Below are 14,992 nucleotides of genomic sequence, written 5' to 3'. Positions count from 1 at the left end.
GGAGGGGTCATATGGTGTCAATCGGGCGAATCTGATCCACAACTCGCTACCTCCGCTGCCTGCTATCAGCTTCGCCGGACAGGACAGCCAGTAACCAGATGCGCAGCAGAGGGCCGTTGCCGTCTAGAAGATATGGCCAGCAGCTAACTACCCCGCGATAGACTTCTTCCAAGAAGCGACTAGGCGCCGATGCTGGAAGGCCCGGAAGGCAGCCCGCCTTCTCGGACATCAAGCCCCCTCTGACCGGGCGGCCCGCATGCACTCTGCATCAGCCGGTCCCTGGTTGGCTCCGGCTAGAACACCCATTAAGGCTAAGCAAGGATGGCCGCAGCTTGTCAAGCCCCTCCTCCTTGGGGTCCAATTCTTGGACTCCCCATCGATAGGATTCAAAGGCGTGCCGCTACAGCGAAAGCGAGCTCCAGACACGGATGTTTGCCGCGGTAGCGAGCCTAGGAATCCCAAATCCAAGCACCCCACACGACCAGAGTTGCGTGCGCCACCGCGATGCGTATCAACAATAATGCAACGTCATCGCATGTGCTTCACGAAATTGAGAGTCGCTTGATGATGGAACAGATTGCGATACTACGCCATTCTTCTAGTAGGGCGCTACCGACTCGCATTGTTGGGCCTTCACGCAGAAGATCCGCAAGCGCCAGCACAAGGAGTTCACGCCTTGGCGAATGCACTGTGGTATCCAAAAATCGGCGTGGCAATGACCTCCACTTGATGTGCAGCACCATCCTAGCAGGACTAAATGGCTGTGCAATCGGTCCGTTAAGCTCCATGAACACGTCAAGCAGTCGATGACCGCGTTCGAAAGGATTCAAACGTTGTCAAGAGCGTGCCAGCAGGATTTCCTGATACAAATCCACGAAATCCGTTGTGAAAGATGCAGAAAAGAAGAGTAACTCTGGCATCTTTACGTTCAAAGGAGATCTATAAACGTGAAGAAGCGAATTCAAGCTATCCGGGCCGAGGTTGACGCAGCGGAATCCGTCATCGAACGTCACATGGCATATGTTGGCCTCTTTCGTATAATTCTGCAGCACGCAAGCATTGTGCTGGCGGAAATCGTTACAATGGGCCGGCGCAACAGAGGGGACAATAGTACAGCGCAGCCACCTATTGCGAATTTGCTTGCGCCTTCTGATGGCACCTTAGTTTCCACGCTATGCGATCTTTCCATCCTTGCAGAGAACGAACTTTTCCAAGGAATTAGTCGACCTCTTTGGAAAGTTCATAGTGACGAGAGACCTTGCTGGCGCCTTCTTGAACCAACAGATAGTCGAACCGTCGAGAGGCTCCTAAGCCGTTTCGTTAGTCACCGAAATGATGGTCTCGAAGGACATGGGCTACTTGGAGAAAATGACACTGAAGCAGAAAGTGATTGTATTGGATTGCTCTTAGACGCCTTATCAGCAGTCTTACCGAACATTGCTGATTCGGGAGATTCTTTCTACATGACACTGCCGGATGGGGCAGCGTACTCGATCAAGACGTTAAGGCCTTATTCTGGTCATTTGATTTGCTATCGAAGTATCAGGAGAGTGGCGACCGGGAAATGCATGGTCGTAGCTCAGATAGAAAAAGGCCCCTTTGGTAGACAGGAAATCTCATATGAGATTGATGACCCGTTTGACTCGATTCGTTACGGCGCCGGACAAAAATATGAAATAACAAAGACTTACTTTGACGACTGGTCGCCTTTTATCCTATTCCCAGGACGTCTTACCGCTGAGTTCACAGGCAGGGAGGGAGAGCTTGAAGAGCTAGCAGACTGGGCGAACGACACCGATTCCCGCGCGTGCATGCTATATGGCGACGGCGGCATGGGAAAAACAACTTTGGCAGTGGAGTTTGTTCATCGACTCTTGGATGGATCTCTGCGCTCCAATTATCGCCCGGAAGTAATTACCTTCTACACAGCAAAGAAAACTCGGTGGGGAATAAATGGACTTGAGATAATCCGCCTCAGTGAAGTTGGCATTGCTGATGTAGCGACACTGATTCCGAGAGCACTCGATGGTCAACCACTCGACAAGACTTGGTTCTCAAAGGATGCAGAACAGGTCATTCAAAAGCTTTCCAATTATCTGGTAACAGAGTGGGGCATTACCAGGGACACACATCTACTGGTTATAGACAACACGGAAACGATGGCCTCCAATGCGGAGGAAGTGAAAATTCTCGCGCGTCAGCTGCGCGAACTATCACGGCGCGTTGGCCGTGTCTTGTTGACGTCGAGACGAAGGGAAGCCATCGAGGCCCATCAGATAGAGATAAAGAAGTTGAGTGAAATCGACTCCGTTAAATTTCTTCGAGCGCGCGCCGCCGTGCTCAATCGAAGGCCAATTCTCGATGCGGGTGATCGTACGTTGATAAAATACTCGAACAATCTTGGGAATAAGCCACTCGTCTTAGAGGTTTTCGTCGGTGCACTTGGTGAGCATGGCATTGGGCTTGAAAATGCTTTCCAAAGAGTTCAGCGGATGCACTCTCAGGATCTCGGGGAATTTTTATACGCAGATGCATGGCAGCGCATTTCGACATCAATGCAGCACCTTTTATTGCTGATGACACGGGTGTCGGAAATACACGATGATACACTACTTAAATTGTGCTGCGCACAAACTGGCGTTGCCGTCGTCGCCGCATATGAAGCGCTCGAAGAAAGTAGAGGGATTGCACAAATCTCCACATTCGAGAACGACACGCAAATTCTCTTCTCACCGGAGTTTCTCAAATTCTGTGGTGGTCGCACAATCAACGTAGATGGCACAGATGTACCGACATCAAATTCGGTGGATAAAGTACGAACACGATATAATGAGTTTCTTCGAAGTCGTGCGGCGAAAATATCGGACCGTATCGATCGCGCCTATCGCCATGCTCTAGCTCGTGCAGCATATACAGCCTACCGAGAAGGCCGAGACGAGGATTGCGCGGTTTTCTATGAATTGGCCGTCGGCGCCGATAACAATAACGGATGGCTTTTCGATAGATACGCCGTTTTTCTTTCAGCGAAGTATCCAGCACGACGAGCCGAAGCACTAGATTGGGCAAAGAAAGCCACGCAATTGATCCCATCTGACGCCGACGCTTGGTTTACTCGAGGAATCATTGAAGGGCGTGAGAGGCACGTGACAGATGCATTAATATCACTCGCTCGCGCTATGTCGCTTGGAAAAGCCAAACACCTGTGCCTCCTTCAGATGGCGTCCGCTCATATGCGTGACACTCCGCCCAACAAGGCGCTAGCCAGGGCAACATTGGCCGAATCAAGGGCCAGCGAACCAAAGCATGATCCTTTGCTGTGGAAATATCGTGCGGAGGCAGATAGCCTTGAGCGGGGGCTTTGATCACTCTAAAATCAGGCATCTATACGCCAAGCCGCTATAAAATACAGATCCGAAAGTCTTTGTTTTATTTTTTAGATCTTCCACCTAAAACTCGCACCCCCCAAAAGCTTGGGAACGCTCGAATGCAGCAGTAGTTGCGTTTCATGTTTAGACAGCACAACCATTTAGCATCATTCATCAGCTTTCAATGCGGAAAAGATCTGTAAGTCCCAATCCAAAGCCATCAAAAGAGCAGCTCACGCTGTTCGCCAACGTAAAGAAGGTCGGCACAAAGACCACATGTTTTTTTAATAATAAAGGGGGAGTAGGAAAGACGACGCTTGTTGCAAATCTTGCAGCAGAACTCGCATTAAGTTTTCAGGCAAAAGTGTTGGTAGTGGATGCCGACCCCCAATGCAACCTGACCCAATATGTCCTTCCAGAGGATCTTACCAACGAAATATATTCATCCGACAATCCGGATTCTATATATAGCGTTATTCGACCGCTCTCTCTTGGAAAAGGCTACGAGAGCGATCTTCCGATCCGTAAATCCCAGGACTTTGGCTTTGACATCATTATCGGTGACCCCCGCCTAGCGTTACAAGAGGATTTACTAGCAGGCGATTGGCGAGATGCAAAAGGAGGGGGGATGCGCGGAATTCGCACCACATTCGTTTTTGCAGAACTAGTAAGACGCGCAAAAGAGCTAAAATACGATTTCGTATTTTTCGATATGGGGCCATCCCTAGGTGCTATCAACCGTGCCGTATTGCTCGCAATGGATTTCTTTGTTGTCCCGATGTCCATCGACGTGTTTTCACTTTGGGCGATTCGAAATATTGGAACAACTGTCACAATATGGCAAAAGGAACTTGAAACTGGCTGCTCTTTGGCAGAAGACCCCGGAGAGATATCCGAACTGTCACCTAAGGGAAAGCTAGCCTTTCTTGGCTACGTCACGCAACAGCATAAAGAAAGGGCGGGATATGACGAGGAAATATCGGAAGATACAGGCGAGCAAGTAAAAATTAGGCGCCGTGTACAGGCATATGAAAGTATCGGCGCAACCTTCCCAGAGAAGGTCTCTAATAGTTTGGGAAGCATGTTCGTCAACAATGACATGAACGCGCACCTCGGGGATATTCGGCATCTTGGAAGTTTGGCCCCGATGTCACAAACTCAGCACGTCCCCATGATTTCCGTTAGGGGCACCGGTAGTTACACGAGATTGAGAAAGCAGGCTCGTGAGCTCTATCGAGGTATTGCTTTACGCTATCTGGAAAATCTTGGCGACTAATAATCGTGATATTCAACAATGACCTTCTACGCGATCTGGCCGAGCAAAGAGTTGTGTTGTTCTTGGGAGCTGGGGTTTCCGCAAGTTCGGCAATCGACGGCAGCCCAGCTTTTAAGGGGTGGCCCGAGTTTCTAAAGGATGCAGCAAAATCTAGGCAGGAACATCTGCGAGACCAGGTTATCGATTTAGTTAAATCAAAAGACTACTTGCTAGCTTGTCAGTTGCTGCAAGACGATTACGAAGACGAATGGCAAGAACTGATAACCGAAGAATATGGCAAAGCCGCCGAACCATCTCGCCTCCACAAGTCACTTATATCGCTCAAGCAGCGACTCCTCATTACCACAAATTTCGATAAGTTACTGGAGACTGCCTGGGCACAATGCGTCCCCACAGGAAATAGAAGCTTTAAGGTCATCTCGCAGATCGAAGAAAGTGTATTTAGATGCCTAAAAGATCACGATACACCCTACTTAATTAAGTTACACGGGTCCGTTGACAATACATCGAGCCTAATCTTCTCGCGCTCCGAGTATATTCGACTTGCATTCGGAAACAATAGATACGCAACATTCTTGGATGCAATTCTTCTCAACTACACGATCTTGTTTGTTGGCTTTTCCATGGATGACCCCGCGATATCATCATTAATGGAAATGTATGCACTCAACTATCCAGGGGCAAGGCCACACTATATATTTGCACCGGAAGGTGGTCGAGAGAATATTGCTGAAATCAATAAAAAACTGCGAAAACTCTCAATGATAAAGTATGATGCCTCAGAAAACCACACAAAACTTCCTGTACTGATCGACCAACTCGCGCGCTCAGCAAATGAGAAGAGGCGCGAAATCATTGCAGCAAACGTCGCCGCGCTAGATTATTGAGAGACCGACGCCAGCCTCTCTATCCAATACTCCGAGAGTACCTACCCCAGCATTTGACCGGCTGCTAGCGGCCATCGTCGCATAGCCGCACCTGCAACCGTCTCTGATCACCCCGAAGCCGCTGGTCGAGCGCAGAAAAGTGAACGACTCGATTGCGAACCTCACCAGCCGTTCGATCCAGATCAGAATTGACCGAACACCCGTACCCGGACGCGCTGGAAGTAGGTAATTGAAAAAGTTTTTTAGCATTCTCTAAATTTCATCTGGAATTTACCGATGACAAGACGGTTGACGCACTTCGCATTCACCAGAAACCCGAGATCAGACGAGAATCGAGAAAGTGAAGAATAATTCGATAGACGCACAGCGTCTTATTATCGCGCTCAAGCGCAAACTTGACGTTCAAAGCACACAGGAACTCGGGAAACTATTAGGTCTTAGTCAGGCAAATTTCCGCGATTGGGAATCAAATGGGCTGACTGAAGAAAAATTAGCGCGTGCCATCGTAAAAACGTTACGGTCCAGTGAGCAGAATGAGCGCATCAAGATAGCGACAGATGCAATTGCCAGCCTACGCAACAAGTTCGACGTCGGCACGAACGGGCGATTCAGTCACGAACTCGGTATCTCCGCCGGGACGGTAAACAACTGGTTGAAGTACGGTCTAACAGGTAGGAAGTTATCCGATGGGCTACTGAAGGCAAGGCAACGCGCAGTCAAGTCGGCGCATGAATGCGCGATTGCGCCGGTCGTTGAGTATTTCCTGCTTTCGGCTTACCGAAGATCAGCTAACGGGACTGCTGAGCTGTTTCCAACGCGTGCGCCGAACACAACCAAGGCGCTACTTGGCCTCAAGAGCGCTTTGGAGAATAGTCACGGAATCTACATTTTTTACGACTCGCGGGGGCGTGGTTTGTACGTAGGCAAGGCGCAACGCCAGAGTCTGTGGAAGGAGATGAATCTTGCATTCAATCGGGACCGCGACACGACCCAACGCGTGTACCGCGTTCAGCATCCAGAACGCGGCGAGTTCAAGACCTCGGATGAATACGCCCGCCAGGTTAGGCTGACGAGACGCCATCTGAGTCACCTCGCCACATATTTTTCCGCTTATAAGGTGGACGATGCGCTGATTAACGAGTTGGAGGCTTTGCTCGTCAGGAGCTTCGCAAATGACCTTCTCAACGTGAAGATGGAGCGCTTCGGCAAGTGATTGGAGCAGCCCCGTCGGCTGCTCCAGAAAAAGTTGGTCACTATGCAAATAACGGCGCGGTGTGAGGCCACCTCTATGAGAAAGATTGGCGATCGGCTTCAAGCTCGAATGTCTCGCAGAGTGCCTTAAATTGTTCCTTATCCAACGCGGCGAGCAGGGCTTGCTTGAGATTCATGGAATTCTCCGTTATCACTTCACGATGGCGGCCGAGCACAGGTTGCAATAATCGCACTGACCGCAGGTCTTCTTGTGAGCTTTGGGCGGCAGCGCATTGCTTCGCAGCGCCGTTGCTGCCGTCCGCACGTCGCGCTTCACGACGGCGATGAATTCATCATCCACCGAGCGACGCTTCCGTTTTTGTTCATCGAGTTCGTAGATCTCGACGTAATCCGCCGGCCGGCCGGTGAGCTCCTGGTAGCCGAGCGAGTAGATATGGAGCTGGGTCTCGGTGACCGCCTCGGCCTGGGCGCGGTCGTTCGATTTCAAATCGACAATCGTCACCTCGCCGTTGTCGATCCGGCGCACGAGGTCGATCCGGCCGGCCACTGATACGCCATCACCGAGCGCGATCTCGATCGCTTTCTCGGAGAACTCTAGGTTCTTGAACTCGGCCGCGTTCCTCTTGATGTAACCCTCGACGATCCGCTTGGCCGCCCCCTCGAGCTTCTCGCGTAGGGCCGGGTAGGCATAGGGCGCCCGCAGGTGCCGCGCGACGAGGACTTCAGCTTCCTCGGGTTTGATCTGCTCGCCCTGCAGTGCTCGGGCATGAACTTCCGCCAGCGCATCGTGCAACGACTTGCCGAAACCCAGCGCCTCATCCAGCGGCGCGTTGAAGCCGTAGAGAATGCGCAGCTTGAATTGATAGGGACAAGCGAAGAAATACTTGAGGTCCGAGAACGATAACGTGACGTTGGCGACTGAGGCTTTCGGCCGGGCGGCGAGTCGCCTGCGGCCGGCGTAATCCTGAGCACGGCGCTTGACGAATTTCGAGGCCAGCACTTCGTTGAAGAAATCAGACGGTTGCTGCGCGAGTTTGTTGCCGTCATGCGGCGCCCAGCTCAGGTGCAGGAACTTCTGCGCCCGCGTCAGTGCCACGTAGAACAGGCGCCGCTCGTCCTCGACGCCTCCCTTGTAGCGCACTGCATTGTCGAAGGCGGCGTCTGGCAGCAGGTGCCAGGCAGTCCGTCCGCCGCCGCCCTTGGCCGGGAATCGGTTCCTCACCAGTTGCGGGATGAATACCACTGGCCATTGCAGCCCCTTGGCCTGGTGCACGGTCATGATGCGGACTGCGTCGGGACTGACGAAGGCGTTGTCTTGCCAGCCCTCAGGGTAGGCATTCTCGGCATGGTGGCGCAGGAAGCCGGCAAAGCTCTGATACTTCTCGACCGGGTTCGAGTGGAAATGGATACTTTCGAAATCCGAGATCACTTGGCTGAACTTGCCAAGGTTGTAGAACACCACCTCGCCCCGACCGTTGGGCACCCTCTCCTCTCTGATGCCGGCACTCTCGAGAAAAGCCATGTACTGGCGCTGTAGGTTGTAGACCTTGAACTGTCCGATTTGGGCGTCCTGCATGTCCTTCCTGGCCTGCGCGGCGGCCTGGACCGCCTGATCGAGGGCTTTCTTCGCAATCCCGAGATCGGCCGCCTGCCAGCTGGTTCGCAGGGCTTTGTCGTCGATCTCCCCGGCGAGGAAATAGAACAACTGCCGCGCCGCCTCCGCCTCCGGCTTGGCGAAGAGGTTGTCCATGCCGGTGATTACGTAGGGCACGCCCGCCGCATCCAGCGCCGCCATAAGGGCGCCGCCGTCACGTCGCACCGATCGCAGCAGGATCGCCATGTCCGACCAGGAAATGCCGCGCGTCTCATCGCCCTCGCGAATTGCCAAGCCATGCAGCGTCTTGCAGGTTTCGGCGATGTAGCGGGCCTCGTCCTCCGGCGAGTCGAAGCCGAGCGCAACAATATCCCCCGCTTCATAGTCTTGCGCCGCTGTCGGCTTCATCTCCTTCGGCAGACGTCGCAATAATTGCCGAATGAAATCGCGTGCAACTGCCACAACGCCTTCACTTGAACGGAAGTTCTTTTCCAGCTTGACCTGCGTCACGTCCTTATAGCGATTCTCAAAACCGAGGATGTTGCGTACGTCGCTGCCGCGCCACTGGTAGATCGTCTGGTCGTCATCCCCCACCACACAGACATCGGCACCAAGCGTGTGCAGCGTGCTCACCACGGCCTCCTGGATCGGATTGACGTCCTGATATTCGTCCACGATTACATGCTGGACGCGATCCGCGAGGCGCTGACGCAACCCGCCATTGCTACCCAACTCATTGACCGCCTCCCTGAGGATGCTCGAGTAGTCGAAGTAACCCTTGTTGTGCAGCAGTTGCTCGTAGGTCCCGAGCCCCTTCACCACCGTGTTCCCCTGAAGCTTGGTCGGATCGACCGCCTTGTCCTCGCGCAGGATGGAAAGGGAGGACACGTAGTGCCGGGTGTCGGTATAGCGCTTGAGTGCGATGCCCGTAAGGGTAGAGCTTTGCGTCAGCCCCGAGGCCCGGGAATGGCGATCGACAAACAGTGTCTGTTGCACTTCGTTGAGCACCTCGTACTTCATGTACTCGGGCACTTCGGACTTCAGCAGCTCAAGGCAGAAGCCATGAATCGTTCCCACGTACATGTCGGCCAGCCCAGTAAGGCTATCAAACGCCTCGGCACAGCGCTGGTGGATACGTTCCTTGAGCTCGGCGGCCGCCTTGTCGGTGAAGGTGAAGGCGATAATGTTTTCAGGCCTGCAGCCGCCACCGCCTTCTGCCGCCGGTCGGAGAAGACTCACCACGCGCTGTGCCACCACCTCGGTTTTGCCGGATCCGGCGCAGGCAATCAGCTGGAGATTGCCCGCCAGGTGATCAATTGCAGCTAGCTGTGCGGTTGTGTAGGTGTTCCGATTCATTCACGTCCCCTATCAGGTTGCTAACATGCTTTTTCGTGGGTGCTCGAAAGCCGCTATCGGGGGTGGTGTACCCCTTACCTGAGTCGCGCGAACAGCTTGTAGGACTTCCCACGCTGCCGGCAGTTTTTGCGCGCCCCTAGCCGGAAGTACTTCCGCAATCTGTTAAGCATATCAACCATTGCATGCCCAATCGGATGGGAACGGCAAGTATCCCACCCGTTGCTGACCGATATGGCTTAACCCCTAAACGTCCGCTTCGGCCGAGTTCCACGCGTAGGCCGTGTCGCGAGTTTCGGGGTGGACCAGCAGTTCAAATTACAACTCAGTAGCGCGGCTGTATGGCTGCACTTGGTCGAAGTCGGTCGCCGCCTCTGACAAACAAACAGCTGGACATCGGCCAATTTGGCTATTCGACCGCCTCCAGCATCCGCTCGGGACAACCAACCAGAACGAGTACTGAGCAGCCAGTCATCCAAAAAGGAATGCCCTTTAGCTTTGAAGTCATGAAGTTCATGAACTACCATGATCTCATGACCAGCGCAAAACGCCCCTCTCGGAAGAGCCTCAAGCACCTCACGCCGAGCGCCCTACCCGCCTCAGCGCCAAGCCCGCGCGACACACGCTCGGGCGCGCGCCTTACGCACCAAGCAGATGTCGCAGCTTCGCCCACGGCGAACAAGGGGCAGCCCCCATTCGAAGAGGAAGATTCGCCGTTCGAAGCAGCTTCATCCGAGCTCCACCCGACCTACGACGAACCACCTCGCACCACCATCCTCCACGCGCACGAGCCGTTCGCCAGCACCGCCCCGCTCGCAAACAGTGAACGCGAATTCGACGAACTGCTCGGCAAGATGGTGCGCATCCTCGCCAACACAGGCCACCTGAACGCAGCCGCCGTCCGCGCCGTGGCAGACCTTGCCGCTGCCGCCGGGATACCGGGAGGAGAGACCGGCAGCTACTCAACCCCTCTGCCGGTTAGCAAGCCATCCGATCTGGCTCACCCGCTGGATTCCGCCCGAGAACGCGGGCGGCTCGCAGCCATCCGGGAGTGGGAGAGCCCGACCAATCTGCCACTGAAGGAAGCCGCCGCACTGGCCGGCCGCTCCGACCGCATGCTGAACCTCGACCGCCAGGCCGGCCGCGTGTACGCGTTGGTCCTGCCCGGACGCGAGCGCGGGTTCCGCTACCCGTCGTGGCAATTGACTGTCGATGGCAACCGACTCGCGGCAGCATTGGGGCCTTTCGTGGAAGCCGGTGCCAGTTGCTGGGTCATCCACAGCTTCATGCACCGCCCGCAAGACGCCCTGCAAGACCTCACGCCGGCGCAGTGGGTTGCGGACCCCGTGCGCCCCATCGCAGCCGTGGTACAGATGGCGCGAGCGCGCTATCGGGACGAACAGGGCGCCGCGTGAGTTACACGCCGGAGGCGTTGGGCTGTCCATTGCCGCCTGCCGGTTCGGCCCAAGCTTCCTCCTGTACCAACCCCGCGTCCTTCCACTGCTCCGGGATGGCGTGCCATTGATCAGGGTTGAACCGAAGGACCTGGCGCCCCGGATGCGCCGACGTACAGATCCGCAGGTCCGGGCGCACCGTCCGCAACAGCGGAAGCGCACGCCTCGCCTGCCCACCGACCAACACGACGGTCCGCACCTTGGGGAGCAACGGGAGCAGGTCGCGCAGTTCCTCGATCCCTCGACGGACCTCCGCTCCGTTGAACTTGATCGTCTCATTCCACCCCGGGATGACGTTCCAGAGCACCGCCCGCTTCCGGGGGATGCCCGCCTCCTTCATGAAGTCGAACACGGCCTCGGCCGTCGGATCATCATTGTTCCGCGAGATGAACCCCGAACCTCGCTTCTTGCCGTTGGGCGAGGTCATAGGACCCGGCTTTTCGAGCAGGAACAGCATGTCCGCGTGGATGCCCCCGTCGAGCGGGTCGAAGTCCTGGAACTCCCAGGTCGGGTGCTTTGCCCGCAGCCCCTGAACGTACAACGCCAAGGGAGCGATATGGGGCTCCGCGAGCATGGCGCGGCGGCTGGCGATAGCCTCCGGGTGTCGCAGTGTACGAGGGGCGTCGTCGGGTGTGAGAGTCATCAGGCAGCAGGGCCCTCGGTCGATTCGGGTATGCACAGCACGTACGCTCTGGCCACGGCAGTTCCACGTAGAGGCCGCCGGGCTTGCCGGTAGAGCAGTCGGCCGAGGCCGGCCAGAAGCGGTCCATATGACCTCTGGGACGAAGCAGAGCCAGTAATTGGAGAACTAGTCCCATGCATGCAGCAAGAGCCTTGCTCGTTGGTGCAACTTACCTATTCGCACGCATTGCACGGGACGTTTTATCTTCCGTCGCTACTTGTTCCCAGCGCTACTAGAGCCTCCCCCAAGCGCTTTGTTCGTCTCGCTACTGACGGCACCTGTCACCGAACTCTTGTTGTCCGCAAGAGCCTTACCTAAAGCGTTTGCGAACGCATTTGGCTTACGAGTTTCGATGAAGTTCACCGTGAGGTTGACTGGATAGAACGCCCCCCCGTCGGCAGGTATGGTCGCTGGCTTGGGGATGGGAACCCACGGGTATCGGATCGACCGAACTCGTTCTGTCGTCAGGTCGCCTTCTTCGATGGCGTTCTGGACGAGCGGAAACGACGCGATAGCGGTGTCCTTACCCGGCTCCGTCAATGTCAGCGTCATGGCCAGATCGTGTTGGCTCTTGAAGATATTGTTTTGCGCGATGAAACGCGGATACCACGCGAGTTGCGGCGCAAGGCGCCAAAGGGGCTCCTTGTCGTGCGATACCCACTTACCTTCAAAGTAGAAGCGCAAGGGAGACTTGGCTCCCACCATGCCGAGCATCATGGCCGGAGCGTTTGATGCGATTGGAAACGGAACGATCGCACGAGCTTGATCAGACGTGGGTTCAGCCCACGTTGAGCCCTTTATGCTTGCACCTCCCCCGTCGATGCCCGGCTCGCTGAATTCGTCAGCGACTGCTACCCAAACACATTTCGCCGGGGAGGCGATAAAGACCTTCTTATCACCCGAGCCTGTACTGGACGTGAGAAGCGCGCTGACCGGCATCACATCAGTCGCCTTGATGGCATCTTCTGCTGTCAGATAGGTAGCTGCTTTGTCGACGAGATGACCCGCAATATTCGCGGCCGCAGAGGTAGCTATGGCGACACCGGCCGCGAGGAAGACACTTTCGCCCTGTGCTGTACCACCGGTGAATTGCGACGGGCAGACTGCTGACAAGCCAACTCGTACTTGAGGATCTCGCGCGTGTGCAGTGGAGGCGAAGCACAACACACCGAGTAGACCCAGAACGGTGCGACGACTCAGAACCATCATTCACTCCTTAGGTGAGAATTTCTTGATGAGATCTCCATTGGCCACTAGCCCCCCATTGACGTTGGGTGAGGCGTCCTTGCACGCAGGATAGGGAGGCGGTGAGCCCGTCGCTTGCGCCGCTCCGATATGGACGCCGAGGAGCTTCCAAGTGCCGGCAGTCTTGGCGAAGATAGGGGCGCCACTCGTTCCGCCGAACGTTGGACAGAAGTGCGAAAAGCACCCGTCGGTACCATAGTTCACCACGTAGCAAGACTTACGGGGTAGGAACAGATCATTCGGGTAAGAGGCGTCGTATTTTGCGGATTCGTCGAGCCAGGAGAAAAGCACGATCGAATCAGGAGTCTTAGAGCCATTCAAGTCTTTCCACGACTTGACCTCCGCAGGAGCAGCGACTGAGATGGCTCTGACCGAGTATTCAACCGGTGCTATTCGGAGTACAAGCTGCTCCTCGGCTAGCGTCTTGTCGCTCAACTTCCGATTCTGGGTCTGGGCGCCACAGATCTGATAACGCTTCGTTGTACCCGACGGGCGGAAGTAGCCCATCCCTGCCTGGAAGTCTTGCCTCGGGCCGTCCTCTGCCCAGCAGTGACGGGCTGTCAAGATGAAGTCGCGCGATAGAAGCCACGCTTCGCAGACGGTCGTTGAGTTCAGTGAGATGAACCCGAGCCGCTTAGGTATCTCCAGTTCGCTATAAGCGCGACTCTCCGTAGCAGGAAGCAGGCATTTAGAGAGTGCCGCCTGAGTAGCGGCAAAGTAATCGTCGAACATTGCGCTGTTTCTCGATCCACGCGCAACGTAGGCACCCCGGTCGGCTAGGTATAGGCGACTATCCTTCTGGAGTTCAGTCTGGTCTTTGTAGGTAGGGTAGGAGTCCCCCAAGGCTTGACGCTTACTGTTCATCGTCGACAAGGTGAGCAGCGGACATTCGGGATTGCTCGCCAACGCTTCCAAATTCTTTTTCTGAGCCGTGGAAATGGGCTCCGGCCCTAGGACCCTCTGTAGCTCCCCCTCTTGCCCCGGTTTTTCGATAGTCATCTCGGTGCCGCTCCAGCGTTTGGGGATTGTCGGTCCGGCGGAGACAGCAATGTGAGGGCCAGACGGCTCCCACTGTCCGAAGATAGGTGGACTAGGGGTGATGCCACCATAGATTGGCGGCAGCTGTTGACGACGAAGCTGTTCAAGGAGGGTTTTCGCCTGATCGTGACCAGGACTGGAAATACCCAAATGGGGGATGTCGCCAGCGCTAGGGTGGAAGTCATCCAATGAGCTCGCACTCAGTGTGGAGTTACCGCGCCCTAACACGCTTGAACCAAAGAAGGCTGCAGCGGTGGATGTACCGACCGTCGCCGCAAGGGGGGAAAGAGTCCCGGTTGCGCCCAGATGAGGCGCTGGCTTAGATGCAACCGAAGGAGGGACTCCCTTGCGTACGTTGAACGCGATTTCGTCGGGCGCCGACGCTACGTCAGGACACGGAACATCTTGGCCTCTGGCACCAGGCGTCAGGGCGCATGCCGTCAGCAGGATGGTTGCGCACCGCCGCATCTGAACCTCCACGTGGTGGGTGGCCTGCAAAGTAACTACACTAGTCGCTCAGATAGGGGGGTGCCATCCCACATCTGTAGGATAGATAGAGCCCAGCCCCCATTTTTTGCTCTGATCTTCCCGACTCGTCAGCCACGGAAGCGACATAGCATTGGCCATCGCCAGAGCAGGAATCGCCTTGAGTCCTCTTTGCTGCAGCATATTCGTCACGGTATAGCTTCCGTACCTGAAACCCACTGTCTGTTGTTGGGCTTGGGGGCGGCGTCCTTTTCGGAACCGTCGATCTCTCCCCCTTGTAGCCATCGCATTCCTTGCTGTCATCTGGCGCTGTCGAAGGGCGTCGCCGATTGATTATGTTGTTGACGCTTCTAAGGTCGTGCGCTCGACTATTTAAAGTCTCCTTGCGTCAACGCGAACG

General features: G+C 55.4%; 9 protein-coding genes. 5 read left to right on the top strand and 4 right to left on the bottom strand.

Translation table 11 applies throughout. The features are described 5' to 3' along the window. Positions 1 to 947: 947 nt before the first annotated feature. The 4 genes from BKK80_RS36590 (at position 948) to BKK80_RS36585 (ending at position 6,741) form a co-directional block, all read left to right on the top strand. Positions 948 to 3,362 (top strand): P-loop domain-containing protein, encoded by a 2,415-nt coding sequence (locus BKK80_RS36590; RefSeq protein WP_157903306.1) that lies wholly within the window; start codon positions 948 to 950, stop codon positions 3,360 to 3,362. A 187-nt stretch (positions 3,363 to 3,549) separates the two neighbouring features. Beyond that, the gene (locus BKK80_RS22205) at positions 3,550 to 4,641 is read left to right on the top strand and encodes a ParA family protein (RefSeq protein ID WP_071071313.1); all 1,092 of its coding nucleotides are present in this window, start codon (positions 3,550 to 3,552) and stop codon (positions 4,639 to 4,641) included. A gap of 5 nt (positions 4,642 to 4,646) precedes the next feature. After that, a complete protein-coding gene (locus BKK80_RS22200; RefSeq protein ID WP_157903305.1) occupies positions 4,647 to 5,528 on the top strand; it encodes an SIR2 family protein in 882 nt (293 codons plus the stop codon). A gap of 340 nt (positions 5,529 to 5,868) precedes the next feature. Continuing rightward, entirely contained in the window at positions 5,869 to 6,741 is an 873-nt protein-coding gene (locus tag BKK80_RS36585; protein ID WP_157903304.1) for a GIY-YIG nuclease family protein, read from the top strand. A 189-nt stretch (positions 6,742 to 6,930) separates the two neighbouring features. Here BKK80_RS36585 and BKK80_RS22190 read toward each other — a convergent pair whose 3' ends face one another. Further along, positions 6,931 to 9,690, bottom strand: a complete 2,760-nt coding sequence (locus BKK80_RS22190) for an ATP-dependent helicase (RefSeq protein WP_071071308.1) — start codon at positions 9,688 to 9,690, stop codon at positions 6,931 to 6,933. Positions 9,691 to 10,193: 503 nt separating this feature from the next. Here BKK80_RS22190 and BKK80_RS35750 point away from each other — a divergent pair. Further along, the gene (locus tag BKK80_RS35750; RefSeq protein ID WP_162287353.1) at positions 10,194 to 11,102 is read left to right on the top strand and encodes a hypothetical protein; all 909 of its coding nucleotides are present in this window, start codon (positions 10,194 to 10,196) and stop codon (positions 11,100 to 11,102) included. A gap of 1 nt (position 11,103) precedes the next feature. Here BKK80_RS35750 and BKK80_RS22180 read toward each other — a convergent pair whose 3' ends face one another. From BKK80_RS22180 to BKK80_RS36575, 3 genes are all read right to left on the bottom strand, one after another. Then, positions 11,104 to 11,715, bottom strand: a complete 612-nt coding sequence (locus tag BKK80_RS22180; protein ID WP_236903918.1) for a uracil-DNA glycosylase — start codon at positions 11,713 to 11,715, stop codon at positions 11,104 to 11,106. Between the two features lie 321 nt (positions 11,716 to 12,036). Next, entirely contained in the window at positions 12,037 to 13,032 is a 996-nt protein-coding gene (locus BKK80_RS36580; protein WP_157903303.1) for a hypothetical protein, read from the bottom strand. Further along, complete coding sequence (locus BKK80_RS36575; RefSeq protein ID WP_157903302.1) at positions 13,033 to 14,067, bottom strand: trypsin-like serine peptidase; 1,035 nt, start codon at positions 14,065 to 14,067, stop codon at positions 13,033 to 13,035. Between the last annotated feature and the right edge of the window lie 925 nt (positions 14,068 to 14,992).

Source organism: Cupriavidus malaysiensis, assembly GCF_001854325.1.
Lineage (GTDB): Bacteria > Pseudomonadota > Gammaproteobacteria > Burkholderiales > Burkholderiaceae > Cupriavidus > Cupriavidus malaysiensis.
This window is presented reverse-complemented; position numbering and strand designations above follow the sequence as displayed.

Excerpts from the sequence above, each read along its gene's own strand:
- BKK80_RS22180 (WP_236903918.1), bottom strand. The coding sequence starts at position 11,715 with ATGCTCGCGGAGCCCCATATCGCTCCCTTGGCGTTGTACGTTCAGGGG.
- BKK80_RS22205 (WP_071071313.1), top strand. The coding sequence starts at position 3,550 with ATGCGGAAAAGATCTGTAAGTCCCAATCCAAAGCCATCAAAAGAGCAG.
- BKK80_RS35750 (WP_162287353.1), top strand. The coding sequence starts at position 10,194 with ATGAAGTTCATGAACTACCATGATCTCATGACCAGCGCAAAACGCCCC.
- BKK80_RS36580 (WP_157903303.1), bottom strand. The coding sequence starts at position 13,032 with ATGATGGTTCTGAGTCGTCGCACCGTTCTGGGTCTACTCGGTGTGTTG.
- BKK80_RS36575 (WP_157903302.1), bottom strand. The coding sequence starts at position 14,067 with ATGACTATCGAAAAACCGGGGCAAGAGGGGGAGCTACAGAGGGTCCTA.
- BKK80_RS22190 (WP_071071308.1), bottom strand. The coding sequence starts at position 9,690 with ATGAATCGGAACACCTACACAACCGCACAGCTAGCTGCAATTGATCAC.